The 25,500-nt window shown below is 71.4% G+C and carries 26 protein-coding genes; 8 read left to right on the top strand and 18 right to left on the bottom strand.

What is annotated here, in order from left to right:
- Positions 1-68: 68 nt before the first annotated feature.
- Both BFN33_RS18495 and BFN33_RS18490 read right to left on the bottom strand, forming a co-directional pair.
- The gene (locus tag BFN33_RS18495; protein WP_069761192.1) at positions 69-1,364 is read right to left on the bottom strand and encodes an ABC transporter substrate-binding protein; all 1,296 of its coding nucleotides are present in this window, start codon (positions 1,362-1,364) and stop codon (positions 69-71) included.
- Complete coding sequence (locus tag BFN33_RS18490) at positions 1,333-1,881, bottom strand: hypothetical protein (RefSeq protein ID WP_256122792.1); 549 nt, start codon at positions 1,879-1,881, stop codon at positions 1,333-1,335. Before BFN33_RS18490 ends, BFN33_RS18495 begins: the two co-directional genes overlap by 32 nt.
- 123 nt (positions 1,882-2,004) lie before the next feature.
- On the opposite strand from BFN33_RS18490, the gene BFN33_RS18485 reads away from it, so the two are divergent.
- From BFN33_RS18485 to BFN33_RS18465, 5 genes are all read left to right on the top strand, one after another.
- A complete protein-coding gene (locus BFN33_RS18485) occupies positions 2,005-2,481 on the top strand; it encodes a hypothetical protein (RefSeq protein ID WP_069761191.1) in 477 nt (158 codons plus the stop codon).
- Positions 2,481-5,270, top strand: a complete 2,790-nt coding sequence (locus tag BFN33_RS18480; RefSeq protein ID WP_069761190.1) for an ATP-binding cassette domain-containing protein — start codon at positions 2,481-2,483, stop codon at positions 5,268-5,270. Before BFN33_RS18485 ends, BFN33_RS18480 begins: the two co-directional genes overlap by 1 nt.
- A complete protein-coding gene (locus tag BFN33_RS18475) occupies positions 5,267-5,926 on the top strand; it encodes an ABC transporter ATP-binding protein (RefSeq protein ID WP_069761189.1) in 660 nt (219 codons plus the stop codon). The genes BFN33_RS18480 and BFN33_RS18475 overlap by 4 nt, the downstream gene beginning before the upstream one ends.
- A gap of 124 nt (positions 5,927-6,050) precedes the next feature.
- A complete protein-coding gene (locus BFN33_RS18470; protein WP_069761188.1) occupies positions 6,051-6,833 on the top strand; it encodes a hypothetical protein in 783 nt (260 codons plus the stop codon).
- A 61-nt stretch (positions 6,834-6,894) separates the two neighbouring features.
- Positions 6,895-7,215, top strand: a complete 321-nt coding sequence (locus BFN33_RS18465) for a hypothetical protein (RefSeq protein WP_069761187.1) — start codon at positions 6,895-6,897, stop codon at positions 7,213-7,215.
- Between the two features lie 50 nt (positions 7,216-7,265).
- Here BFN33_RS18465 and der read toward each other — a convergent pair whose 3' ends face one another.
- From der to aroH, 5 genes are all read right to left on the bottom strand, one after another.
- Positions 7,266-8,744, bottom strand: a complete 1,479-nt coding sequence (gene der / locus BFN33_RS18460; RefSeq protein WP_069761186.1) for a ribosome biogenesis GTPase Der — start codon at positions 8,742-8,744, stop codon at positions 7,266-7,268.
- A 78-nt stretch (positions 8,745-8,822) separates the two neighbouring features.
- Positions 8,823-9,452 carry a 1-acyl-sn-glycerol-3-phosphate acyltransferase gene (locus BFN33_RS18455; RefSeq protein ID WP_069761856.1) on the bottom strand — a complete coding sequence of 210 codons (630 nt, stop codon included), beginning with the start codon at positions 9,450-9,452 and terminating at the stop codon, positions 8,823-8,825.
- 29 nt (positions 9,453-9,481) lie between these two features.
- Complete coding sequence (cmk, locus tag BFN33_RS18450; RefSeq protein WP_069761185.1) at positions 9,482-10,168, bottom strand: (d)CMP kinase; 687 nt, start codon at positions 10,166-10,168, stop codon at positions 9,482-9,484.
- A gap of 113 nt (positions 10,169-10,281) precedes the next feature.
- The gene (locus BFN33_RS18445) at positions 10,282-11,367 is read right to left on the bottom strand and encodes a prephenate dehydrogenase (RefSeq protein WP_069761184.1); all 1,086 of its coding nucleotides are present in this window, start codon (positions 11,365-11,367) and stop codon (positions 10,282-10,284) included.
- Positions 11,364-11,732 carry a chorismate mutase gene (aroH, locus tag BFN33_RS18440; RefSeq protein WP_062052069.1) on the bottom strand — a complete coding sequence of 123 codons (369 nt, stop codon included), beginning with the start codon at positions 11,730-11,732 and terminating at the stop codon, positions 11,364-11,366. Before aroH ends, BFN33_RS18445 begins: the two co-directional genes overlap by 4 nt.
- A gap of 229 nt (positions 11,733-11,961) precedes the next feature.
- Between aroH and BFN33_RS18435 the strand changes: the two genes are divergently transcribed.
- Genes BFN33_RS18435 through BFN33_RS18425 form a run of 3 tightly spaced genes read left to right on the top strand, consistent with a single transcriptional unit; the run spans position 11,962 to position 13,632 of the window.
- Complete coding sequence (locus tag BFN33_RS18435) at positions 11,962-12,624, top strand: hypothetical protein (protein ID WP_069761183.1); 663 nt, start codon at positions 11,962-11,964, stop codon at positions 12,622-12,624.
- A gap of 22 nt (positions 12,625-12,646) precedes the next feature.
- Positions 12,647-13,228 (top strand): DUF6529 family protein, encoded by a 582-nt coding sequence (locus BFN33_RS18430; protein ID WP_069761182.1) that lies wholly within the window; start codon positions 12,647-12,649, stop codon positions 13,226-13,228.
- Entirely contained in the window at positions 13,225-13,632 is a 408-nt protein-coding gene (locus tag BFN33_RS18425) for a Rieske (2Fe-2S) protein (protein ID WP_069761181.1), read from the top strand. Before BFN33_RS18430 ends, BFN33_RS18425 begins: the two co-directional genes overlap by 4 nt.
- Positions 13,633-13,639: 7 nt before the next feature.
- Here BFN33_RS18425 and BFN33_RS18420 read toward each other — a convergent pair whose 3' ends face one another.
- The 11 genes from BFN33_RS18420 to BFN33_RS18370 all read right to left on the bottom strand — a co-directional run bounded on the left by BFN33_RS18420 (position 13,640) and on the right by BFN33_RS18370 (position 25,438).
- Positions 13,640-14,659: an ADP-ribosylglycohydrolase family protein gene (locus BFN33_RS18420; RefSeq protein ID WP_069761180.1), complete on the bottom strand. Its 1,020-nt coding sequence runs from the start codon at positions 14,657-14,659 to the stop codon at positions 13,640-13,642.
- Positions 14,656-15,372 carry an NUDIX domain-containing protein gene (locus tag BFN33_RS18415; protein ID WP_069761179.1) on the bottom strand — a complete coding sequence of 239 codons (717 nt, stop codon included), beginning with the start codon at positions 15,370-15,372 and terminating at the stop codon, positions 14,656-14,658. The genes BFN33_RS18420 and BFN33_RS18415 overlap by 4 nt, the downstream gene beginning before the upstream one ends.
- A 78-nt stretch (positions 15,373-15,450) precedes the next feature.
- The gene (locus BFN33_RS18410) at positions 15,451-15,984 is read right to left on the bottom strand and encodes a TIGR03086 family metal-binding protein (protein ID WP_069761178.1); all 534 of its coding nucleotides are present in this window, start codon (positions 15,982-15,984) and stop codon (positions 15,451-15,453) included.
- A 273-nt stretch (positions 15,985-16,257) separates the two neighbouring features.
- A complete protein-coding gene (locus BFN33_RS18405) occupies positions 16,258-17,400 on the bottom strand; it encodes a pseudouridine synthase (protein WP_069761177.1) in 1,143 nt (380 codons plus the stop codon).
- The gene (scpB, locus tag BFN33_RS18400) at positions 17,400-18,053 is read right to left on the bottom strand and encodes an SMC-Scp complex subunit ScpB (RefSeq protein ID WP_069761176.1); all 654 of its coding nucleotides are present in this window, start codon (positions 18,051-18,053) and stop codon (positions 17,400-17,402) included. The genes BFN33_RS18405 and scpB overlap by 1 nt, the downstream gene beginning before the upstream one ends.
- Complete coding sequence (locus BFN33_RS18395) at positions 18,050-19,090, bottom strand: ScpA family protein (protein ID WP_069761175.1); 1,041 nt, start codon at positions 19,088-19,090, stop codon at positions 18,050-18,052. The genes scpB and BFN33_RS18395 overlap by 4 nt, the downstream gene beginning before the upstream one ends.
- A gap of 18 nt (positions 19,091-19,108) precedes the next feature.
- Positions 19,109-19,675, bottom strand: coding sequence for a hypothetical protein (locus BFN33_RS18390; RefSeq protein WP_069761174.1), 567 nt, complete (start codon positions 19,673-19,675; stop codon positions 19,109-19,111).
- Positions 19,660-20,787 (bottom strand): ParA family protein, encoded by a 1,128-nt coding sequence (locus BFN33_RS18385; protein WP_057614506.1) that lies wholly within the window; start codon positions 20,785-20,787, stop codon positions 19,660-19,662. The genes BFN33_RS18390 and BFN33_RS18385 overlap by 16 nt, the downstream gene beginning before the upstream one ends.
- Positions 20,788-21,200: 413 nt before the next feature.
- Entirely contained in the window at positions 21,201-22,316 is a 1,116-nt protein-coding gene (ald, locus tag BFN33_RS18380; RefSeq protein WP_176742438.1) for an alanine dehydrogenase, read from the bottom strand.
- Between the two features lie 144 nt (positions 22,317-22,460).
- Positions 22,461-24,524 (bottom strand): tetratricopeptide repeat protein, encoded by a 2,064-nt coding sequence (locus BFN33_RS18375; protein ID WP_069761172.1) that lies wholly within the window; start codon positions 24,522-24,524, stop codon positions 22,461-22,463.
- A 287-nt stretch (positions 24,525-24,811) separates the two neighbouring features.
- Entirely contained in the window at positions 24,812-25,438 is a 627-nt protein-coding gene (locus BFN33_RS18370) for an NUDIX hydrolase (protein WP_069761171.1), read from the bottom strand.
- Between the last annotated feature and the right edge of the window lie 62 nt (positions 25,439-25,500).

Genomic DNA, 25,500 nt, shown 5'->3' with positions numbered 1-25,500 from the left:
TGCTCCCGTGGTTCATGGTGTCCGGTCAGACCGTCATGGGCCCCCTTTGGTTGCGCGCATCCGGTGACTCATTGTCGATAGGGCAGTTGCGGAACGTCGAAGCAGGTGTGGTCCATGTCGCCCTGGGAGACCCAGCCCCGGCCGTCCTCCCAGCGGGCCACCGACAGACAGGTCCGGCGGGACTTCGGCGGCTTCGCGAGACGCTGGAAGGTGACGGGGACGAGAAGGCCGTCCGCGGTGTGGTCCCGGCCGCGGTTCATGTAGGCGTCGACACACGCGCGCGTGACGCCTTGTGCCGCCGCGCATGATGTCGCGGCGTCCGTGAACCACATCGCGGCCGCCCAGCCCTCCAACTGCCACTGGGAATGCGTCTTGAGGCTCTTCGTGGCCTCCCTGAACTCCCTTACGGCCTGATGGTCCGTGTCCTCGTAGTTGCGGCTGGATCCGGTCGCCCACAGGGCGTTGCGGCAGTGCGGGGCGTCCTTGTAGTCGTCCGGGACGGTGGAGGTCCAGTTCTGGACGTTGGTGACCTTGGCGGTGACCTCGACGCCGGCCGCGTCCATCGCCTCGCACAGCTGGGCGTTGCCATGGCTGTCGACGGCGTCGAAGACCAGGTCGGCGCCCTGCTCCTTCAGGTCGGCCGCCACGGCACGGAAGTTGGGCAGCGCGAAGTCGACCTGCTCGGTGACGACCTTGTAGCCCTCGGCCTTCAGCCCCTGCTCGACGAGCCGGGCGTAGGCGGCGGACGCGGCCTGGTTGTACGACACGACGGCCGCCGTACGGGCCCCGTGCTCGCGCTTGAAGTAGCGGTAGACCTCGGTGCCGCCGTACTGCTTCCCGCCCCAGCCGGTCGTGCCGTTCCGGGGCGCGAGACTGCCGTAGATGCCGTAGAGGTGCGGCCAGGTGTCGTAGGCGGCGCCGATGGGCTGGCCTCCCATGTCGGGCACGCGCGCGTGGGAGACACGGGAGGCGCCGGCGTAGTCGAGAGCGGTGGTCGCGACGAGGGCGACCACCTTGTCCTCGTCGATCAGCCGGTGCACACAGGTGTTGTTGCCGACCCCGCTGCCGCCGTCGTCGCACTCGCGCACCTCGATCCGGCGGCCGCCGACGCCCCCGCGCGCGTTGAGGCGCTCGAAGTACGCCTTGGCGCCGTCGCGCGGGCCGGTGAAGGCGCTGCCGCCGACCGGGCTGGTGGCGCTGGTGACGATGCCGACCCGGATCGGGGTGTCGTCCCGGGTGGGGGTGGCCCGCTCCCGGTGCTCGAAGTCGCTCTCCGGCAGCCGGCTGCCGCACGCCGTGCCCACCGTGAGCAGCAGGACCGCGAGGGCGGCCTCAGCAGCCCGGAAGAGCCGACGCCGTGGCATTGCCGCTCAACTGGACCAGCGCGCACAGGGTGTTGACCGACACCTTCCAGGTGCCGTCCTGTTCGATCGCCGTTCCGGAGGCGTCCGGCAGGGCGGTGGCGCCGTTCAGCATCAGGGTGTAGGTCACGTCGGCCGCATTCGGTTTGGTGAACCCGACCTTCGTGACCTTCGCCTGCACCTGTCCGCCGCGCTGGTCACCGCTGAAGGCCTGGAGCACCGGGCCCATCTCGTCGCCGTTCTCCAGAACGGCCTGTTTGTCCTTGGTGGAGGTCTTCGGGTCGAAGAACTTCTCCCAGTTCGCCTTGATCTCCCGCTGGGCGGCGGCCGCGTCGGCGGGTCCGCTCGGTGACGGGGCCGCGGAGGGTGTGGTCCGCTCCACGGAAGGCGTCGGCGGCGGGCTCTCGCTGCCGCCGCCGCTGTCGTCGCTGCACGCCGTGAGGGCCACGGCGAGGGCGAACCCCACCGCCATCAGCCCCCGGCTGCCGTTCCCCCACGTGCGGTCGCTCCCGAGAACCATCTGGCTCACCACCGGGTGTCGGTCCGGGCCACATGCGCCCGGTGCTTTCAGGGTCAGCTTCCAGAAGGCATAGTGCAAGCCATCGGCTGACATGGACAGACACACGACGTGTGGAGGCCAGAGATGCGGACAGCCCGACTGCGGACCGTGCACCCCGTCCTGTGGACCGGCTGGGCCGCGCTCGCCGCGGGCGCGGTGCTGTGCGTCCTCGGCTGGTACGGCGTCTCGGGCGAGCGTTACGCCGAGCGGCAGCTGCCCTACCTCGCCTCCTGCACGGTGCCCGGCGCCGCGCTGATCGTCGCCGGGGCAGTGCTGCTCACCCACGGCCGGGGCGCGCTCGCCGCCGCGCGTGTGGAGGAGCTGTACGGCCTCCTGGTCGCCGCGGAGCCCGCCGACGCCGAGGAGTCCGGCACCGCGGCGGGCGCGCCCCTGGCGGTCAGCGGGGACCTGCTGATGGTGCCCGGCGGGACGCTCTGGCACCGCGCGGACTGCCCGCTGGTCGCCGGGAAGGTCGAGTCGGTCCCGGTGGACGCCAAGCTCCTGGCGAGCGGAGAGCTGGGCCCCTGTCCGATCTGCGAGCCCGTCGAAGAAACCGACTGATGTCGTCGCTGACCTACGACCTCACCCTCGCCGGGTTGTCGGTCGGCAGCGCGGCCGCGCTCACCGGAGTCGGCCTGGTCGTGACGTACCGCGCGACCGGAGTGCTGAACTTCGCGCACGGGGCGATCGCGATGGTGTGCGCGTACGTGCTGCGGCAGTGCGTGGTGGAGTGGGGCTGGCCGCTGTGGGCCGGGGCGGTGGTGACCCTGCTGATCCTGGCGCCGGCCCTGGGCGTGGTGCTGGAGCGTTTCGTCTTCCGGCCCCTGTCCGTCCTGGGCGGCGATCCGGCCCAGACCCTGGTGGCCTCCATCGGCGTCTTCGTGCTGCTGGTGGGCGGGGCCGCGCTGCTGTGGGGTCAGGGCGCCCGGGACGACGCCCCGGAGCTGGTCTCGGCGGATCCCTGGGGGCAGCTGGCGGTCGTCGTGGTCCTGGCGGCCGGCGTGGGCGCGGTGATCCGCTGGACGCGCTTCGGACGGGAACTGCGGGCCGTCGTGGACGACCGCGGGCTGGCCGTGCTCGGCGGGATCGACGCCGACCGGGTGGCGGCGGCCGGCTGGGCGTTCGGAGCGTTCACCGCGGGCCTGACGGGCGTTCTGCTGGCCCCCTTCGTCCGCCTGGACCCGTACGGGCTGCCCCTGCTCGTCATGGAGGTGGTGGCGGTCGCGGTGGCCGCGCGGATGCGCAGCCTGCCGGTGGCGGTGGTGGTGGCGCTGGGCATCGGGGTGGCCCAGAGCCAGCTGACCCGGCTGCATCCCTCGGGCCGGGTGGAACCGTTGCTCCAGGCGGTGGGGGCGAACCTGTTCGTCGTGGCCCTCCTCGTCGCGTGCCTGGCGCTCCCCCGCATCGGCACCCGGGACGCGCTTCCGCGGACGGCCACCGCGCGCGTGCCGACGCCTCCGGGCGCATGGATCGTCGCGGTGATCCTCTTCCTGATCCCGCTCGGTTTCGCGGGCTCGGACCTGCACACCTCGGTCCAGGTCCCGGCGCTGGGCGTCGTCCTGCTCTCCCTGGTGGTCGTGACGGGCCGGGGCGGCCAGATCTCCCTCGGGCAGGCGGCCTACGCGGGCCTGGGCGCCCTGTTCACCGCGCTGCTGGCTGCGGGGCGCTTCCCGGGTCTTCCCCGGCTGCCGGAACTGGCGGCGCTGGCGGTGGCGGTGGTCCTGGTGGCCCCCCTGGGACTGCTGACCGGCTGGCCGGCGATCACCCGCCGAGGGCTGGCGCTGGCCCTCGCGACCTTCGCGGTCGGCGTCGGCGTGAGCCGCTTCGTCTTCGCCCAGCCGTACGCCACGTCCGGTCTGTCCCTGGACCGCCCGGCGGGCTTCGAGGGCGACCGCGCGTACTACGTCCTGGAGTTGGCCCTGCTGACGCTCGCCCTCCTGACGACCCACGCGTTGCGCAGAGGCCGTACGGGCAGGGCGCTGGCCGCCATGCGCGACCACGAGTCCGGAGCCTCGGCGGCAGGCGTCCGGGTCCCCGCCCTGAAGCTCCTCGCGTTCGTGGCGGGCGCCGCCCTGGCCGCCCTGGGCGGCGGAATGCTCGGCATGGGCCTGCGCGCCTTCGACCCCACGGCCTACGACCCCGTCCGCGGCCTCCTCTGGTTCGCGGCGGTGGTCGTCCTGGGCGCCGACAGCACCCTGGGCGCGCTGACCGCGGCGGCCCTCCTGGTCGGCCTGGACGCGGGGGCCCGGGGAGGGGTGGCGGCGGCGCTGGTCGGGGTACTGGCGGCGCTGGTGGGACGGTTTCCCGGGGGTCCGTACGAGGCGGTGCGAAGACTGCGGCCACGGCGGGAGGCAAGGCTGACGGCGACGGGTCTCCAGGCACGGACACGACTGCGACGGGCGCTGCGGACCGCGACGCCCCCGACCGCGGCATCGGGCGCCGAAGCGAGGCACAGCCAGGAGCCGCGTACCGCTCTCCCCGCCGCCGCCCCGGCGAACACCCCGACGGCGGGTCCCGGCACCGCCGGACCCGGCACGCCCCGCCGATCGGATCCCGACGGTGCCGGACAAGACCCGCCCCGCGAGAGCCGGCCCCCCGCACCGCTCGTCGCCGACGACGCTCCACCCCCACCGAGGCCGCCGGCCGCAGGCCGGGCGGTCCTCACCACGCACAACCTCCAGGCCCGCTACGACGGCTTCACCGCCCTCGACGGAGTCGACCTCACCGTCCCGCCCGGCAGAATCACCGCGATCATCGGCCCCAACGGCGCCGGAAAGACCACCCTCTTCCACTGCCTGGCAGGAACGGTCCGCCCCTCCCACGGCCAAGTCCGCCACGGCAACCGCGACATCACGCGCCTGCCCGCCCACGCCCGTACCCGGCTGGGCATCGCCCGCACCTTCCAACAACTCGCGGTCTTCCCGACATTGACCGTGGCCGAGAACGTCCGAGTGGGTGCCGAACAGGGCAGGACGAGCGACCCGGCCGCAGTGGACCGCGCCCTGAGACTGTTCGCCCTCGACGGCCCCCTGCGCGACGCCCCCGCGGCCGACCTCCCCACCGGCACCCTCCGCCGGGTGGAACTCGCCAGAGCCCTCGCCGGCACCCCGACCGTCCTCCTCCTCGACGAACCCGCCGCCGGACTCGACACCGCCGAGGTGACCGCCCTGGCCCGCGTCCTCAGGGCCCTCGCAGCCGACGGCACCGCCCTCCTCGTCGTCGAACACGACCTCGACCTGGTCGCCGACCTCGCGGACGTCGTGCACGTCATGACCGCGGGCCGCATCATCGCCTCCGGCCCTCCGGCCCACGTGCTGGATACGCTCGACGCCCGGGAGACCGCCGTATGACAGCCGTCACGGCCATCTCCCTGCGCCACGCGCGCGTGCGCTACGGCCCGCTGGAGGCCCTGCACGGCATCACCCTCACCGCCCCGGGCCCCGGCCTCACCGTCCTGCTGGGCCGCAACGGCTCCGGCCGTACGACGACTCTGAGCGCCCTGGCCGGAACAGTGCCGCTCACCGGCGGCAGCGTGGTGTGGGACGGCACCGACGTGACCCGCGTACCGGCGTACGAACGGGCCCGGCGCGGGCTCTGCCTGGTCCCCGAACGCCGGTCGGTGTTCGGCTCCCTCACGGTCCGCGAGAACCTCGAACTGGCCGCCCCCGCCCACGACCTGGCCCTGGACGCCTACCCGCAGCTCGCCCGGCTGCTCCCCCGCCGCGCCGGCACCCTCTCCGGCGGCGAGCAACGCATGCTCGCGATCTCCCGAGCCCTCCTGGCACGCGCGCGCGTGGTCCTCGTCGACGAACCCGCGCAAGGCATGTCCCCCACGGTCGCGGCCCGCACGTACGAACTGCTGGCCGCACTGGACGCGTGCGTCGTCGTGGCCGAGCAGCGGCTCCCACCCGCACTGCACGGCCGGACGGCGATCGTGTACGAACTGCGGCGCGGCGCGGTCGTGTTCAGCGGAGAGGCGGCTGAGCTGCGGCCGCGGCGAGGCTGACCGCCCCGGCCGGTTGATGGTTCGATTCCGTTCGCTCTGGGGCGTGACTCCCGCCGCAGATCACCCGTTGTCTTCTTCATGAGCCCGGGACCCACCCGGGCACCGCTTCGCGAGGGAGTCACCCGTGCCGCGCATGCTCGACGTCAGCGACGAGGTTCGCGCCGAGATCGGCGACGAAGAAGCCGACCGGCTGCTCGCCGGAGAGAACGCCCCCGGCAGCTACGACTGCACCTSCTGCCGCACCCAGGGCGACTCCGCACAGGAGCGCACCAGCACCGTCCTGTTCATCGGCGACGAGACCGCCGTCCTGGCCTTCGCCCACGCCGGCTGCCTGCCCTCACAGGTCGTCCAGGTCACCGAGGAGCAGCTCCGGGGCGCGGTGAAGTCCATCACCGGCGACACCGTCGACCTGGACCCGGACCAGGTCGTACCCGAGCAGGCGGTGCTCGGGGTGACCAGCGGACTGATCCTGATCGCCGGAGAGCTGCACCCGGCGCTGGTCGTGGAGCCGACCGGGCCGATCGTGCGGCCGGGCGCGACGGGGCTCGGCGACGACTTCCTGCCGCTGCTGATCGAGCAGGGGTTCATGCCGCTGACGGCGATCCAGGCGGTCCCGTCCGTTCTGCACGGATGGTCGGTGCTGCTGGCGGTGGGCCAGCTGCACGCCGTGCTCCAGCCGTCGCCGAACGGCGGGCAGCCGGTGGCCTGGTGGCAGGCGCACCAGCCGCTCCAGGTCACCGACGCCTGGCGGGCCGCCGCCAACAAGCACCAGCAGGTGCTGATGTTCGCGGCACCGGTGGGCTCCATCGGACGCCAGCCCCGGGAGGACCTGCTGCGGGACGCGCTCGACAAGGCGGCGGCGAACGGCAAGCTGGTCGCGGCCGCGATGCCTCTCGCCGGTACCTGACAACCGGCTGAAGGATCACGCCGGACCGCATCCCCGAGGTCCCGGTGTCGTTTGGACATACGTGCACCCATACGACGCTCCGCGCCGGTTTCCCGGCGGACCATCGGCCACGCCGATCTACGACGCGCTCTACTCCGAGTACGTCAGGACCTTCCGCTCGCTGCCGGGTGACCGCAGCGGTGAGGAGGAGCTGGGCTTCACGGCGTTCGGGAACACCCCGCACGCCTCGGGCTCGTTCAGCAGCTCGTACAGCGCCTACAGCACGGGTGCGTTCAGCGCCCGTCAGCAGTCGCAGTGGCAGCGGGTGGGACACATCGGGCAGCAGCACACCGGGATGCGCCACGTCCCGGCGGCGCTGCCACCTCCGCGCAGAGGGGTCTGACACATGAGGAAGGGCGGCCCCGGTGGGGGCCGCCCTTCCTCATGTGTACGTCACTTCTTCTTCGCGCCGCGCTTCTCGCGCACCCGCACCGAGATGTGGATCGGGGTGCCCTCGAAGCTGAACTCCTCACGCAGCCGGCGCTCGATGAAACGCCGGTAGCCCGCCTCGATGAACCCGGAGGCGAAGAGCACGAACCGCGGCGGCTTGGTGCCGGCCTGGGTGCCGAAGAGGATGCGCGGCTGCTTGCCGCCCCGGATCGGGTGCGGGTGGGCGGCCACCAGCTCGCCCAGGAAGGCGTTGAGACGGCCGGTCGGGACACGCGTCTCCCAGCCCGCCAGAGCCGTCTCGATCGCGGGGACCAGCTTCTCCATGTGGCGGCCGGTGCGGGCCGAGACGTTGACGCGCGGCGCCCAGGCGACCTGGGCGAGCTCGGTCTCGATCTCCCGCTCCAGGTAGTAGCGGCGCTCCTCGTCGAGGGTGTCCCACTTGTTGTAGGCGATGACGATCGCGCGGCCCGCCTCGACGGCCATGGTGACGATCCGCTGGTCCTGGACCGAGATCGACTCGGAGCCGTCGATCAGGATGACCGCCACCTCGGCCTTCTCGACGGCGGCGGCGGTGCGCAGCGAGGCGTAGTAGTCGGCGCCCTGCTGGAGGTGGACCCGCTTGCGGATACCGGCGGTGTCGACGAACTTCCAGGTGACACCGCCGAGCTCGATGAGTTCGTCGACCGGGTCACGGGTGGTGCCGGCCATCTCGTTGACCACGACCCGCTCCTCGCCGGCCACCTTGTTCAGCAGCGAGGACTTGCCGACGTTCGGGCGGCCGATCAGGGCGATGCGGCGCGGCCCGCCGATCGCGGTGCCGAAGCTCTGCTCGGGCGCCTCCGGCAGCGCCTCCAGAACGGCGTCGAGCATGTCGCCGGTACCCCGGCCGTGCAGCGCCGAGACCGGGTGCGGCTCGCCGAGACCCAGGGACCACAGGTACGCCGCGTCGGACTCGCCGCTCAGGCCGTCGACCTTGTTGGCGGCCAGCACCACGGGCTTGCCGGCCTTGCGCAGCAGTCGTACGACCGCCTCGTCGGTGTCGGTCGCGCCGACCTTGGCGTCGACGACGAACACGACGGCGTCGGCGGCCTCGATCGCGTACTCGGCCTGCGCGGCCACGGAGGCGTCGATGCCGAGGACGTCCTGCTCCCAGCCGCCGGTGTCGACGACCTTGAAGCGGCGTCCCGCCCACTCGGCCTCGTAGGTGACACGGTCGCGGGTGACGCCGGGCTTGTCCTCCACGACGGCCTCGCGGCGCCCGATGATGCGGTTCACCAGAGTCGACTTGCCGACATTGGGGCGGCCGACGACGGCGAGCACGGGCAGCGGACCGTGCCCGGCCGCCTCGATGGCCCCCTCGACGTCCTCGATGTCGAAGCCCTCTTCCGCGGCGAGCTCCATGAACTCCGCGTACTCGGCATCGCCAAGCGCTCCGTGGTCGTGCTCTTCGGAAGAGCCCTCGGAGTGGATGTGGTCGTTCATGAAGTCCGTACCTCGTTCATCGTGGTGATCGGTGGATCCCCGGTTGTTCCGCCGGACTGATCCACTACTCAGTGTCGCCTAGCGCCCGGTCAGGCGCCTGGCGTTTTCCAGGTGGGCGCTGAGCTGCTTCTGGATGCGCTCGGTCGCCTCGTCGAGCGCCTTGCGTGTACGCCGTCCGCTGCCGTCGCCCGCTTCGAAGGGGTCGCCGAAGACGACGTCGACGCGGCTGCGCAGCGGAGGCAGCCCCTTTATCAACCGTCCCGGCTTCCCGGAGCTTCCCAGCACGGCGACCGGAACGACCGGTGCCCCGCCGCGCACCGCGAAGTACGCGAGCCCGGCCCGCAGGGAGGCGAAGTCTCCCTCGCCCCGGGTGCCCTCCGGGAAGATACCGAGCACCCCGCCGGCCTTGAGGACATCGAGCGCCTGGGTGATCGCCCCGCGGTCGGCCACGGAACGGTCCACCTTGAGCTGTCCGATGGCCGTCAGGAAGGGATCCAGCGGGCCGATGAAGGCTTCCTTCTTGACAAGGAAGTGCGTCGGCCGGGGTGACACGCCCATCACCATCGGGCCGTCGATGTTGTGGGAGTGGTTGACGGCGAGGATCGCGGGTCCGGACGCGGGCATCCGCCAGGCGCCGAGCACCCGCGGCTTCCACAGCCCGTACATCAGCCCGACGCCGATCCGCCGCCCGACCTCGGCGCCCTTCATCGAGGGGACCGTGCCGGAAGAGTCCGTACTCACTTCCCGGCCCGCTTCTCCTCGACGAGGGTGACGACACACTCGATGACCTGCGCGAGGGTGAGCTCGGTGGTGTCCACCTCGACCGCGTCGTCCGCCTTGGCGAGCGGCGAGGTCTTCCGGCTGGAGTCGGCCGCGTCCCGCTTGATCAGGGCCTCGCGGGTGGTCTTGACGTCGGCACCCTTGAGCTCCCCGCTGCGGCGTGCGGCGCGGGCCTCGGGGGAAGCGGTGAGGAAGACCTTGAGGTCGGCGTCGGGCAGCACGGTCGTACCGATGTCCCGCCCCTCGACGACGATGCCCTTCTCGGCGGAGGTCGCCAGCGACCGCTGCAGCTCGGTGATCCGGGCCCGCACCTCGGGCACGGCGCTCACCGCGCTGACCTTGGAGGTGATCTCCTGGGTCCGGATCGGACCGGCCACATCGGTCCCGTCCACCGTGATCGTCGGGTTCTCCGGGTCGGTGCCGGAGACGATCTCCGCCTTCCCCACCACGGCGGCGATCGCGGACGGGTCGTCGATGTCGATCCCGTTGGTCACCATCCACCAGGTGATCGCCCGGTACTGGGCCCCGGTGTCCAGGTAGCTCAGACCCAGCTGCGCGGCGACGGCCTTCGAGGTGCTCGACTTGCCCGTGCCGGAGGGGCCGTCTATGGCGACAATCACGGGCTGGGCGGCGCCGTTTTCCACGGGGGGACACCTTTCGGGTGCGGTCTGGCGAGTGGGGTGGGGACGCGACGGTGCCCCGCACAAGGTTACTGGGTGCGCGTCACTCGTCCGGACGCGTGGTCCGGGCGCCGGCCCTACTGCCGAATGGCCCAGCCCCGCTCCCGCAACGACGCCGCCAGCACCGGCGCCGCCGACGGCTCGACCATCAGCTGCACCAGCCCCGCCTGCTGTCCCGTCGCATGCTCGATGCGTACGTCCTCGATGTTGACCCCCGCCCGCCCGGCGTCCGCGAAGATACGGGCCAGCTGCCCCGGCTGGTCGTCGATGAGCACGGCCACGACCTCGTACACCCGAGGAGCGGACCCGTGTTTCCCGGGCACCCGGACCTGCCCGGCATTCCCCCGCCGCAGCATGTCCTCGATCCCGGACGTGCCCTCGAGCCGCTTCGCCTCGTCCGCGGACTGCAACGCCCGCAGCGCCCGTACCGTCTCCTCCAGGTCCCCGGCGACATCGGTGAGCAGATCGGCCACCGGCCCCGGATTGGCGGAGAGGATGTCGATCCACATCCCGGGATCCGACGCGGCGATCCGGGTCACGTCCCGAATCCCCTGTCCGCACAGACGTACGGCGGCCTCCTCGGCGTGCTGGAGCCGCGCGGCGACCATGCTCGACACCAGATGAGGCATGTGCGAGACAAGCGCCACAGCACGGTCGTGGGCGTCGGCGTCCATGACCACCGGCACCGCACGACAGTGCGAGACCAGCTCCAGCGCGAGGTTCAGCACCTCGGTGTCGGTGTCCCGGGTGGGGGTCAGCACCCAGGGCCGCCCCTCGAAGAGATCCGCGGAGGCGGCCAGGGGTCCGGACTTCTCCCGCCCGGACATCGGATGCGTACCGATGTACGAGGAGAGGTCGAGCCCCAGCCCCTCCAGCTCCCGCCGCGGTCCGCCCTTCACGCTGGCCACGTCGATGTATCCGCGGGCCACCCCGCGCCGCATCGCGTCGGCGAGCACGCCGGCCACGTGCGCGGGCGGCGCGGCGACGATCGCGAGGTCGACGGGCCCCTCGGGCGCCTCGTCCGTACCCGCTCCGAGCGCGGCGGCCGTACGGGCCTGCTCGGGATCGTGGTCGGCGAGGTGGACGGTGACGCCCCGCCCCGCCAACACCAGCGCGGCGGACGTCCCGATCAGCCCGGTCCCGACGACGAGTGCGGTCCTCACTGCGCGATGTCCTTGCGCAGGGCGGCCGCGGCGCCGAGGTAGACGTGCGCGATGTCGGCGCGGGGCCGGTCGGACTCTATGTGCGCGAGCACACGGACGACGCGGGGCATGGCTCCCTCGATGTCGAGTTCCTGGGCGCAGATCAGCGGGACATCGGCGAAGCCGGTGCCGAGCTTGCGGGCCGCGGCCGCGGGGAAGTCGCTGTGCAGGTCGGGCGTGGCCGTGAACCAGATACTGATCAGGTCGTCCGCCGTCAGCTCGTTCCGCTCCATGATGGCGGTGAGCAGCGCCCCGACCTGCTCGTCCATGTGGCCGGCCTCGTCCTTTTCGAGTTGGACGGCGCCCCGGACCGCTCGTACCGCCACGGCGTTGCTCCTTGCTGATGTTCGTCGGCTCTGGGCCGTCCAGCCTAGTCAGCCCGTACGGGGCGGGGGCGCGGCGCCCGCACCCTGAGACGGCTTCCCGGACCGTGCCAATGTCACCCGAATGTCCCAGTTCCGCTACTTGGGGTGAAAACACACCTGTGCGCCTCTGGACGCGGGGCCCCGGGTCCGCTCTGATGGCAGGAACTTCGCCTCGGGGGAGGCCCCTTACATGAAGCGTTCCGGACCGTTGCTGACGCTGCTCGCGGGATTGCTGGTCGGCCTGTTCATGCTCTCGCTCAACGCCACGACGGGAGAGAAGTCCACATCGTCGTACGTGAAGCCGTCGCCCAGCACCAAGGCGTCACCGAGCACCGCACCGGCACAGACGTCCGCCCCGCCCAGCCCGTCACCGTCACGGACCTCCGTGCCCGAGGGCGTCTACACGGGCCGGACCGACGACGACTCCTCCGCGGTCGCGATCACCGTGCGCGACGACAAGGCGATCGCGTACGTCTGCGACGGCCACAACATCGAGTCGTGGCTGCAGGGTGACGTGAAGGACGACGGCAGCCTGCGGCTCACCGGCAAGGGCGGCGCGAGCCTGGACGGCAAGGTGAAGGGGACCAAGGAGATCCGCGGTACGGCCCACGTCGGCAGCGGGAGCTACGCCTTCACCATCGGCAGGGCGAAGAAGTCGTCCGGGCTCTACCGGGCGAACAGCACGGTGGCCGGCGCGAAGATCGAAGGCGGCTGGATCGTCCTTCCGGACGGCGAGCAGGTCGGCATCCTCAAGCGCGACGGCAAGCCCGCCCCGGCGCCGAAGATCGACCCGGAGACCGGTGCGGTGACGGTCGACGGACAGCAGCTCACGGCCCGTCCGGTAACCCCCTGACCTCCGCCCGAGGGAGCCGATCATGACCGTCGACCCGAACGCCGCCACCCAGAGCTGGCCGCCGCCCGAACCCGAGCGCCGCGCCGGCCCTGCCCGCTATCTGATCCCCGCCCTCGTGGCCGCCGCGGTGGCGGTCGCCCTGGGCGCCTACGGCAAGGTCCACGACCCGACGGGGACGGCCTTCAACCTCGCCGGATTCAGCAGCACGGGCGCGGTGAAGTCGTGGCTCGCGACGGTCGCGATCTTCTTCGCGATCGTGCAGCTCGTCTCGGCCCTGATGCTGTACGGCAAGCTCCCGGGCCCGAGCTGGTCCGCCACCCTGCACCGCTGGTCCGGCCGCGTGGCCTTCCTGGTAGCGGTGCCGGTCGCGGTGCACTGTCTGTACGCGCTGGGCTTCCAGTCGTACGAATCACGCGTTCTGTGGCACTCGCTCCTGGGTTGCTTCTTCTTCGGTGTGTTCAGTGCCAAGATGCTGCTGCTGCGCTCGGAGCGACTTCCCGGCTGGCTGCTGCCGGTCGTCGGTGGGCTCGTCTTCACCACGCTCACGGTCCTCTGGCTGACCTCGGCCCTCTGGTTCTTCCGCACCTTCGGAGTCACGACATGACGCACAGCCCGACGCGGCGCACGATCCTTCTCACGACAGGCGCGGCCACGCTGGCCGTCGGCTGCAGCGAGTACGGCAACGAGAACAGCGACTCCGGGTCCAGTTCGGTGAAGGCCGGCACCGAACTGGCGAAGACCAGTGACATCCCGGTCGGCGGCGGGAAGATCTTCAAGGACGAGAAGGTCGTCGTCACCCAGCCGAAGGAGGGCGAGTTCAAGGCCTTCTCGGACATCTGCACCCACCAGGGCTGCCAGGTGACCAGCGTGTCCGGCGGCACCATCAACTGCCCCTGCCACGGCAGCAAGTACCACATCGCGGACGGCTCGGTGGCCAACCCACCGGCCACCAAGCCGCTGCCCGAGAAGCAGATCAAGGTCAGCGGGGACTCGATCCAGCTCGCCTAGGGCTGCCCTAGGCGTCCCAGAGCGCCCCGAGCGTCACCAGTTCGCTGCCGTACTCGATCCGGTCGGCCCACTCGACCGGCCAGGCGTCCGCCCCCAGGTGGGCGCCTGCGAAGGCGCCCGTGAGGCAGGCGATCGAGTCGGAGTCACCGGAGCTGCACGCGGCCCGCCGCAGGGCCGTCAGCGGCTCGTCGGGGAACTGCAGGAAGCACAGCAGCCCGGTCGCCAGGGCTTCTTCGGCGATCCAGCCCGCCCCCGTGGCCAGACACGGGTCCTCCTCGGGTGAGGCGGTGCGCACGGCGTCGTCGAGCCGGTCGAGGACCGCCAGGCACTCGTCCCAGCCACGCGCCATGAACTGCCCGGGCGTCGCATCCTGGCTGCGGGTCCACAGGTCGCCGAGCCAACGCTCGTGGTATTGCCCCCGGTTCACGACGGCGTACGACCGCAGCAGGCCGACCAGTTCGCCCGGCTCGGCGCCCTGTGTGAGCAGCCGTACGGCACGCGCGGTGAGGTCGGACGCGGCGAGCGCGGTCGGGTGGCCGTGGGTGAGCGCGGACTGCAACTGGGCGGCGCCCGCGCGCTGTTCGTCACTGAGCCCGGGGACGAGCCCGACGGGTGCCACGCGCATGTTGGCGCCGCAGCCCTTGGAGCCGATCTGGCTGGCGTGCTGCCAGGGCAGTTGCTCGTTCTTGAGCAGAGAGCAAGCCCGCAGACAGGTGTTTCCCGGCGCCCTGTTGTTCTCCGGTGACTGATACCAGTCGACGAACTCCTCCCTCAGCGGCCGCTCCAGGCGCTTGGGGCCGAGCACACCCCGGTCCATCGCCGCGCGCAATCCCCTGCCCACCGCCAGCGTCATCTGCGTGTCGTCACTGACGATCGCCGGGGTTCGCAGCTCCATCTCCCGCCACGGCCCGCACTTGGCGAGGATCGACCGCACGTCGTTGAACTCGGTCGGGAAGCCGAGGGCGTCCCCGAGGGCGAGGCCGACGAGAGTTCCGGTGGCGGCGCGTTTGGTCACGGTCGTGGTCATGCGGGGCGTCCTTCCGGGGACGGGCGGAGGAGAGGGGGGTGCAGAGCTGCGGCCGGTCCCGCGCGGTAGAGCGCGGCCGGTTTGCCGCGGCCGCCGGTCAGACGTGCGGCGCCGGGGACGGCCTCGACGAATCCGGGCGTGGCGAGCACTTTGCGGCGGAAATTGGGCCGGTCGAGGGTGGCGCCCCACACGGTCTCGTACACCTGCTGGAGCTCGCCGAGAGTGAACTCGGGCGGGCAGAAGGCGGTGGCGAGGCAGGTGTACTCGAGCTTGGCCCCCACGCGTTCATGGGCGTCGGCCAGGATGCGGTCATGGTCGAAGGCGAGCGGCCCCGCCTTGTCGTACGGCACCCAGCGGGCCTCGGCCGCGTCGCTGCCGCCGTGCGGTTCGGGCGGGTCGGGGAGCAGCGCGGCGAACGCGACGGAGACGACCCGCATCCGGGGGTCGCGGCCGGGCTCGCTGTAGGTCCGCAGTTGCTCCAGATGCAGCCCCGAGACGTCCGACAGCCCGGTCTCCTCGGCGAGTTCGCGCCGGGCCGCCGTCTCCGCGGACTCGTCCGGGTGCACGAACCCGCCGGGCAGCGCCCAGCGTCCGGCGTACGGCTCCTGCCCCCGCTCGACGAGGAGCGCGTACAGGGCGCCTTCCGCGACGGTGAGGACGGCGAGGTCGACGGTGACGGCGAAGGGTTCGTGGGCGTACTTGTCGTAGTCCACGCGCACTCGCCCCCTTTATGGTCAGGATGACTAATAGTCTCTACGACTATAAAGAGCGCGAGGGTGTTCCACAAGCCCCTAGAGGCGCCGCCCCAGGAACGCGAGAAGCCGTGTCTCGGGCCGCGCGCGGGACGGCACGGCGACGGGTGCGGCGAACCGTACGCCCCGGTCCTCCTCCCCCACCACGCACTGGGCGACGGACAGCAGCTCGGCCGCGAGGCCCTCCGGAATGGGCCACTGCCGTCCGCAGGCCCGGGCCACGTCCCACCCGTGCACGGTGATCTCGACGGCGCCGACGGCGGCCATCACCCGCACGTCCAACGGCCGTTCGCCCACCAGCACGTCCTCCGGCGGACCGGCGGCCCAGGCGCCGAGTACGGCACACGCGCGCGTGCGGAAGCCGCAGACCCGGTCGGCGTGCGGGAGCAGCCCGATCCGCCCGCCGGTCAGCCCTTCGTACAGCGCGTCCAGGGAGTCGTCGAGATGGCCGAGCAACTCCTCGAGATCCCACCCGGCACACGGCGTGGCCCTGCCGAGGCTCACGGCCTTCGTCCCCGCCACGCTGCCCAGCGAATAGGCGAGCGAGCGCTCCAGCAGCTCTCCCGCGCTCATGACAGCACCTCCGCGGGACCGCCGCAGCAGCCCCTCAGCGGCCGCACAGGGGTCTCCTGGGCCCGTGGGGGCCCGTCGGCCCGCGAAGGGCGCACAGGACCCTCCAGCACTGCCCGACACGCCTCATCACGGATCCCGGATCTCGCGTCCATCCCTGCCCCGTCCATCCCCGCTCCCTCCGTCACGGATACAGACCGCGGGGAGGGCGAAAACGCATCGGCCGGCCCCGGAGACTTCCGGAACCGGCCGCACGCGCGTGTGTGTCCGTGGTGACTACAGGTCGACTTCCTTCATCAGCATGCCGACCTCGGTGTTGGACAGCCGCCGCAGCCAGCCCGACTTCTGGTCGCCCAGGGTGATGGGGCCGAAGGCGACCCGCACCAGCTTGTCGACCGGGAAGCCCGCCTCGGCGAGCATGCGGCGGACGATGTGCTTGCGGCCCTCGTGCAGGGTGACCTCGACGAGGTAGTTCTTGCCGGTCTGCTCGACGACCCGGAAGTGGTCCGCCTTCGCGTACCCGTCCTCCAGCTGGATGCCGTCCTTGAGCTGCTTGCCCAGGTCGCGCGGGATCGGGCCCACGATGTGCGCGAGGTAGACCTTCTTCACGCCGTACTTGGGGTGGGTCAGCCGGTGGGCCAGCTCGCCGTGGTTGGTGAGCAGGATGACGCCCTCGGTCTCGGTGTCGAGCCGCCCCACGTGGAAGAGCCGCGTCTCACGGTTGGTGACGTAGTCCCCGAGGCACTGCCGGCCCTCGTTGTCCTCCATCGTCGAGACGACACCGGCGGGCTTGTTCAGCGAGAAGAACTGGTACGACTGCGTCGCCACGGTCAGGCCGTCGACCCTGACCTCGTCCTTCTCCGGGTCGACCCGCTTGCCCTGCTCCAGGACGATCTCGCCGTTGACCTCGACCCGCGCCTGCTCGATGAGCTCCTCGCAGGCCCGGCGCGAGCCGTAGCCCGCGCGCGCGAGGATCTTCTGCAGCCGCTCGCCCTCCTGCTCGGCGCCCGGGAAGGTCTTCGGCGGCTTCACGTCCTTCTTGCCGGCGTACCGCTCACGGTTGCGCTCCTCGGCCCGCGCCTCGTACTCGCGGGAGGTCGCCGGCACCGAACGGCCGCGCCCGGTGCTCTGGCCCTGCTTCGGCCCGCCCTTGGCGCCTCCGCGCGCGGAGGCGCCGCGCCCGGTCTTGGGGCCTTCGTGGTTGCCGCCGGGACCCACGTCGTAGCGGCGCTCCTCGGGGCGCGGGTTCTTCGGCCGACCGCCCTGCTTGTCGTCGCGGTCGTTCCCGGCACCGCGGAAGTTACCGCGGCCACCGCCGCTCCCCCCGCGACCACCGCTGCTCCCGCCGCGGCCGCCGCTGTTGCCACCACGGCTCCCGCCGTTGTTTCCGCTGCTGTTCCTGCCGCTGCTGCTTCGCATCAAAGTTCCGTCTTGTCGTCTGCGTCCTCGGAATCCGGGGCGTCCGGATCGAACGACGGTACGGCTTCCTGGGTCTCGGCCTCGATCGCCTCCGCCTCAGGGAGGAAGGGCGCGAGCTCCGGGAGCTCGTCCAGACCGCGCAGGCCCATCCGCTCCAGAAAGTAGTTCGTCGTCACGTACAGGATCGCACCTGTTTCGGGTTCCGTGCCCGCCTCCGCGACCAGACCCCGTTGGAGAAGGGTGCGCATCACACCGTCACAGTTCACTCCGCGCACCGCGGAGACCCGGCTGCGGCTGACCGGCTGGCGGTACGCGACCACCGCCAGCGTCTCCAGTGCCGCCTGGGTGAGCCGGGCCTGCTGGCCGTCCAGGACGAACCGCTCCACGGCCGGGGCGTACGCGGCCCGGGTGTAGAACCGCCATCCGTTCGCGACGTGCCGCAGCTCGAAACCGCGCCCCTGAGCGGCGTACTCGCCCGCCAGTTCGCGCAGCGCCCTGGTGATCTGCCGTTTCGGCCGCTCCAGGATCTTCGACAGGTGCTCCTCGGTCGCGGGCTCGTCCACGACCATCAGGACGGCCTCCAGCGCCGGCTTCAGGTCAAGGTCGGCGACACCCGGCGGCCCCGTCGGCACCTCGGTGGTCTCCTCGCTCACGCCTTGTCCTCCTTGGGCGGCTCGGGCGGTCTGTCGAACTCGTCGGTCACCACCGGCTCGGCCTCCCCCGCACCGCCGGTCCACCGCACGAGCAGCTCCCCGAGCGCGGTCTCCTGGTCCAGTGTCACGGCCTTCTCCCGATACAGCTCCAGCAGCGCCAGAAAGCGTGCCACGACGGTCAGGGTGCCGTCGGCGTCCTCCACCAGCACGCGGAAGCTGGCCTCCCCGAGTTCCCTGAGCCGTGCGACCACGATGCCCGCCTGCTCCTGGACGCTCACCAGCGGCGCGTGGATGTGATCGACGTACACCTGCGGCTTGGGCTTGGGCTGCATCGCCTTCACGGCGAGCTTCGCGAATCCTTCCGCCCCGATGCTGATGACGACCTCGGGCAGCAGCTCGGCGTGGTGCGGCTCGAGGCCGACGGTACGGGGGTAACGCCGGGCCTCCTCGTCGAGACGCCGGTTGAAGATGTCGGCGATCTGCTTGTACGCGCGGTACTGCAGCAGCCGCGCGAAGAGCAGGTCCCGCGCTTCGAGGAGTGCCAGGTCGGCCTCGTCCTCCACCTGCGCGGCCGGCAGCAGCCGGGCCGCCTTGAGGTCGAGGAGAGTGGCGGCGACGACGAGGAACTCGGTCGTCTCGTCGAGATCCCAGTCCGGACCCATGGCGCGGATGTACGCCATGAACTCGTCGGTGACCTTGGAGAGCGCCACCTCGGTGACGTCGAGCTTGTGCTTCGAGATCAACTGAAGCAGCAGGTCGAAGGGCCCCTCGAAGTTGACCAGCCGGACTTTGAAGACACCGTCGGAGGCTTCGTCCCGCTCACCGGTCCCGGCCGGCGCCTCGGCCTCGGCCTCGGCGGCCGGCTCGGTCTCGATGTCGACCGGCTCGGTCTCCACCTCAACCGATTCGATCTCCACCTCGACCGGCTCGGTCTCCGCCTCGACCGGTGAGGCGGCCGGCTCGGCCCCCGCCCCCCGGCCGAGCACACGCCGACGGCCGGCGGAGCCGCCGGGCACGGGAACGTCGTTCGAGGTCATAGCCCCCGCAGGCTACCGCTACCGCCCACGCAGCCGGCGGACGAGAATGCTCGCGTCCCCACGGGACTCCAGGTCCGCCAGCACCACGGCGACCGCCTCCCGCACGATCCGACCGCGGTCCACCGCGAGCCCGTGCTCACCCCGGAGCACCAGTCGCGCGTGCTCCAGATCCATGAGCTCCTCGGCGGACACGTACACGGTGATCTTCTCGTCGTGCCGTTCCCGCCCGCTGGGCCGCCGGGAGGGAGAGCGTCCGCGCTTGCCGCGCTGCTGACCACCGGAGGCCTGGGCAGAACCTTCCTGCGCCTCCTGACGTGGCCCGGAGCGCTCCGCGGTGGCGGCCCGGCTGCGGGACTCGCCCGCCTCGGCGTCGGCCGCGACGTGCTCCGCCCCGTCGCCGTCCCCGCCCTGAGCGGGCACGGACTGCGGCGCGTCCTCGGTCGCCGCCCCGTCCGGTTCCCCCGCGGGAGCCGGCACCCTGGCCTCGCCGTTGGTCCCCCGCCGGGGAGTGGACGCCTGGAGCGCCATCCCCCCTGTCGTACGGAACAGTTCGTCGGCCCCCGGCAGACTCACTCGGCGTGACACCGGGCGAGCACCTCCCTGGCGAGCTGGCGATAGGCGGCGGCACCGACGGAGTTGGAGGCGTACGTGGTGATCGGCTCACCGGCGACCGTGGTCTCCGGGAAGCGGACCGTGCGCCCGATGACCGTGTGGTAGACGTGATCGTCGAACGCCTCGACGACGCGCGCGAGCACCTCACGGCTGTGCACGGTGCGCGAGTCGTACATCGTGGCGAGGATCCCGTCGAGCTCCAGGTCCGGGTTGAGCCGCTCCTGGACCTTCTCGATGGTCTCCGTCAGCAGTGCGACACCACGCAGGGCGAAGAACTCGCACTCCAGAGGGACTATCACCTTGTGCGCGGCCGTCAGGGCGTTGACCGTGAGGAGGCCGAGCGAGGGCTGACAGTCGATCACGATGTAGTCGTAGTCGGCCATGAGCGGCTTCAGGGCACGCTGCAATGTCGACTCGCGGGCGACCTCGGAGACCAGCTGGACCTCCGCCGCCGACAAGTCGATATTGCTCGGCAGCAGGTCCATGTTGGGGACCGCGGTCTTCAGCAGGACCTCGTCGGCCGCCATGCCCCGCTCCATGAGCAGGTTGTAGACCGTGAGGTCGAGCTCCATCGGGTTGACACCGAGACCCACCGACAGCGCGCCCTGCGGGTCGAAGTCCACGAGCAGCACACGCCGGCCGTACTCCGCGAGCGCGGCACCCAGGTTGATGGTCGACGTCGTCTTGCCCACGCCGCCCTTCTGGTTGCACATCGCGATGATCTTCGCGGGGCCGTGGTCGGTCAGCGGGCCCGGGATCGGGAAGTACGGCAGCGGGCGCCCGGTCGGGCCGACGCGCTCACGGCGCTGGCGGGCCGCGTCGGGCGCGAGCGTGGCCGCGTACTCCGGATCGGGTTCGTACTCGGCGTCGGGGTCGTAGAAGTGCCCCTCGGGCAGTTCGTCGTAGTCGGCGAAGTGGTTGTGGGGCGCGCCACTTCCGTCGCCGGCCATGGCGTTCACGTGATGGCCATCCATGCTCTGGTGTGCTGTCCGCAGGGTCTGCGGACTCTGACGGGCTGCGAAGGTGCGCACCGCGACGGAGCCGACAGCCTCGAACCCCGCGGGGCTCTGGGCCCCGGCAGGCATTCCTGGTTGACCACCCCCGGGAGAAAATGTCGACTCATTCACAAGTCGTCTTACCTCCTTGGAGACCAGGAAACTTCTAGACAAGGTCAGCGTGTCACCATGCCGACGGTTGGCGACTCTATGGCGTGTCGGGTGTTCACAGCAACACAATCCGCCGGACCCGGCAGGATGTGTCGGCAATGAAACATCCCGCTGTCAAGGGCGTACGGCAGTCGCACGGCAGGTTTCGCCGGTGTACGAATCGGTTCAAGGGTTACGTTCGACGCGAGTTGACCGAGAGTCGCAAAGTGACCATACACACATGCGGCCGGACCTTGCGGGGCAAGGTCCGGCCGCATGTGACGCGTTGACGCGCCTTGTTGACGTATCGCCTTCACGAAAAGGTGACTTAGCCATCCGGCCAGGTCACAGGCTCAGCCGAGCAGCGTCTCGAGCTCGACGTGCTCCAGGCCGTGCGCCTCCGCGACCTCCCGGTAAACGACCTTGCCGTCATGGGTGTTGAGCCCCTTGGCCAAAGCCGGGTCGCGGCGCAGCGCCTCCACCCAGCCCCGGTCGGCGAGTTCGACGATGTAGGGCAAGGTCGCGTTGGTGAGCGCGTAGGTGGAGGTGTTGGGCACCGCGCCGGGCATGTTGGCGACGCAGTAGAAGACCGAGTCGTGGACCTGGAAGGTGGGCTCGGCGTGGGTGGTCGGACGTGAGTCCTCGAAGCAGCCGCCCTGGTCGATCGCGATGTCGACAAGGACACTTCCGGGCTTCATCCGCGCGACGAGCTCGTTGGTGACCAGCTTCGGGGCCTTGGCGCCCGGGATGAGAACGGCGCCGATGACGAGGTCGGCGTCCAGGACGGCCTTCTCCAGCTCGAAGGCGTTGGACATGATCGCCCGGACCTTGGTGCCGAAGACCTTGTCGGCCTCGCGGAGCTTGTTGATGTCACGGTCGAGCAGCGTGACGTGGAAGCCCATCCCGACGGCGATCTGCGTGGCGTTCCAGCCGGAGACCCCGCCGCCGATGACGACGGCCCGCGCGGGCTGGGTGCCGGGGACGCCGCCGGGCAGCACACCGCGGCCGCCGACCGAGCGCATGAGGTGGTAGGCGCCGACCTGCGGGGCGAGCCGGCCCGCGACCTCGGACATCGGGGCGAGCAGCGGGAGCGCGCGCGAGGAGAGTTCGACGGTCTCGTAGGCGATCGCCGTGGTGCCGGACTCGATCAGCGCGTCGGTGCACTCCTTGGAGGCGGCCAGGTGCAGGTAGGTGAAGAGCGTCTGGTCCTTGCGGAGGCGGTGGTACTCCTCGGCGACAGGCTCCTTGACCTTGAGCAGCAGGTCGGCGTCGGCCCACACCTCGTCGGCGGTGTCCAGGATCTGGGCGCCCTCGGCGACGTACTCCTCGTCCGGGATGGAGGAGCCGATGCCGGCGCCCCGCTCGATGACGACCTGGTGGCCGTGGCGCACCAGCTCGTGCACGCCGGCGGGGGTGATGGCCACCCGGAACTCGTTGTTCTTGACCTCGCGGGGGATGCCGACCTTCACGTGGATCACGGTCCTTGGCTCAGAGTGTGTGGGGCAATACAACACATACCCGGGCATGCGTGAGCACACCAGGAGACACCGCAGGAGAAGGTGCGGCAGAGCCAGTCTAATGAAGGCGTTCCCGCTGTCTAGCCTTTCATTGCATCAATCCTCTGCGGATGTACTACGGATTTCGCAGGCGTCAGCGTCTTGTTTCGGCTCATCGACCTGCTGAGGCCCGGGTTCCTCCTCGGAAACCTCCTCGCTCAGCAGCCGTTCGGCGGCGCCGCGGTGCAGCTGGGCGGCGGCGGGATCGCCGAGACGGTCCAGCGTGTCGGCGAGCCGCAGCTGGAGCGCGGCCTGCAGCCGGACGTCCTCGGCACGCCGCGCCCACTCCACGGCCTCCTGGCAGGTGCGCAGGCACTCCTCGGGGTGTCCTGCGTACTCCTGGACGCGGGCGAGTTCGCTCAACGCCCGTGCGTGCGCGGCCACATCGCCGTTCTTGCGGTGTCCGGCGAGCGCGGCCCGCCAGTTCCTGACCGCCTCGCCGTAGCGGCCCGCGTAGGTGTGCGTGGCGGCGATACGGCCGTACAGCCGGGCGGCCTCCGCGCGCTCGTCCCGGGCCAGCCGCTGGGCCAGCGCCCGGCCGAACCAGTCGGCGGCCCGGTCGTAGTCCCCGAGCTCCAGGTGCGCGCCGCCTACGGATTCCATCGCGCGGCCGGTCGCGTACGGGTCATTTGCCTCCCGTCCGGCGTCCAGGGCCGCCCGATAGCGTGCCAGCGCCTCCCGGGTCCGGCCGGTCTGGGCGTCCAGGTCGGCGAGGTTCAGCAGGGCGGCGGCCTTCTCGCGCGGCAGAGCCCGCCGCTCCGCCACGTCGAGGACGAGGCCGTGGATGCCGTAGAGGTCGGGGGCGGCGGCCTTCATGCCGAAGTGGGCCACCATCGCGCGCACGAGCTGCGACATCAGACGCCGGGCCAGGGTGTCCAGCTGCCCGTCGGCGACCGCGTGACGGGCCGCGGCGAGCAGGGCCGGCCTTCGGTTGCGCAGCCAGTCCTCGGCCGCCCTGGGGTTCGGGAAGCGCACCGAGGGCGGCATGCCCTGGAGCTTCTCGCGGGCGTCGGGGCTGTCGGTCTCGGTGATCGTGCGGGAGGACTGGAGCAGCCGTACGGTCCGCTCCAGCATGCGGGCCCGGGCCAGCTGCAGCTCGGCCGGGCGGTCCTGGGTGTCGGCGAGGGCCTTGAGCAGGGGATACAGGCAGCCGGGGACCTCGTACTGCGGCAGCGGTGACTCCACGGCGTGCAGCAGACCGAGGGCGACGAAGTCGTCCAGGGTGGAGCGGGCGCCGCTCACCGAGCAGCCGGCGAGCGCGGAGGCGGTGTGCGGATCGACGAGGCCGGCCGGGGCCAGCGAGAGCAGTCGCAGTATCCGGGCGGCCGGGGCGGGAAGGGACGTGTAGACGAGCTTGAAGACCCGGCTGAGGGGGCTTCCTTCGTCACTCTCCGTGTGCAGTTGCTTGGCCAGATCGGCGACGGCCGCCTTGGGGCGGGCGGCGAGCCAGCCTCCCGCCAGCATCAGTGCGGCGGGGTGGCCCTGGCACTCCTCGACCAGGCCCTCGGCGGCGCGCGGGTCGACGGTGATGCGGACCGACCCGGTGTGCCGGGACAGCAGCTCCAGCGCGGCCTTGGTGTCGAGGCCGCCGAGGGTGCACGGGCGAACGTCCGCGATCCCGGTCAGCGGACCACCTGAAACGGCCACGACCAGGCATTGCGGAGCATCCGGAAGCAGGGCGTCCACCTGTTCCGCGGCCACCGCGTCGTCGAGCAGGAGCAGCGAGCGGCGGTCGGCGAGCGCCTCGCGCAGCACCGCCGTGAGGTCGTCCTCGGCGGCCCCGGCGGGCGCCGCCACGTCGAGCGCGGTGAGCAGTTCACGGGCGGAGTTCCCGACCGGCACGGGGGTGCCGTCGGGCTCGCTCAGCCGGGCGCGCAGCAACCCGTCGTCGTAACGGTCAGCTACCGCCCGGACGAGTTCCTCGGCGAGTGCGGTACGGCCGGATCCGGGGCGCCCGGCGATGAGCAGCACGCGCGCGCGAGGTGCCTTCTTGCCGGACAGCGTGTCGAGTCCCGCCCGCTCGATGTCGGCGAGCAGCTCCTTCAACTCCCGCGTGCGCCCCAGGAATTGGCCCTCGCCCGACAGCCGTACGCCGCCTGTGTCCACCGCCTGATCCGTCACGGGCCACACTCCCGTCCCACCGCACGCGCAAAGCCCGCCGGTGACCCCGGTTCGGGCTTTTCAGAGCCTAGTTCACCCTGTGCAACGGTCCCGGCAGAGCGCGGCGGCGGGGCCGCGGGAGTCCCTCAATCGGATCAACGGATCATAGGATCGCCGGGTTCGGCAGTACCGGTCTTAGGGGCGCGGGGCTGTATCGATGTGCGGCTACCGCCGCGTGGGCGCGACCAGCCACAACGAACCCGCGCCGCGCAACGAACCGCGCCCCGAACGGCGAATCCCGGAAAACGTCACGCCTCGAACGGCCGCGCAGGCCACTCCGCATCGGCCGAACGCAACCCGTCCACCCCGCCGGAGGCCCGCGCGGCGACGAGCGAAAGTACCCCCACCACCAGGCAGGCGTTGTGCAGCTCTCCGGCAAGCGCCCCCCGCACCAGCTCGGGCACCGGCACGCGCGCGTACTCCAGGTCGATCTCCTCGTGCTCGACCTCGAAGCGCTCGCCCTCGGCCTCGGACAGCCCTTGGGCCAGGAAGATCCGGATCGCCTCGTCGCAGCCCCCGGGCGAGGTGTAGACGTCCGTCAGCACCCGCCAGTCCTCCGCCTTGACGTGCGCCTCCTCGTACAGCTCCCGCTGGGCCGCGTGCAGCGGATTCTCACCGGGCACGTCCAGCAGCCCCGCGGGGATCTCCCACAGCTTCTGCCGTACGGGATGCCGGTACTGCCGGATGAGCAGGACCCGGTCCTCGTCGTCGAGGGCGAGGACGGCCACGGAACCCGGGTGGACCTGGTAGTCGCGGCGGACCACCGACCCGTCGGGCATCACCACCTCGTCCGTGCGGACGGAGGTCTTGTTGCCCACGAAGGGGGTCTCCGTCGCCCGGATCTCCCACTCCTCCGGGGCATCCTTGATCGTCATTCCCTGTCCTTCCCCACGTGCGCAAAAGAAGCCGGGGCACTCGCCTTTGAATGCGTGTGCCC

Source organism: Streptomyces sp. LUP47B (assembly GCF_001746295.1).
In the GTDB taxonomy this organism is placed as follows: domain Bacteria; phylum Actinomycetota; class Actinomycetes; order Streptomycetales; family Streptomycetaceae; genus Streptomyces.
This window is presented reverse-complemented; position numbering and strand designations above follow the sequence as displayed.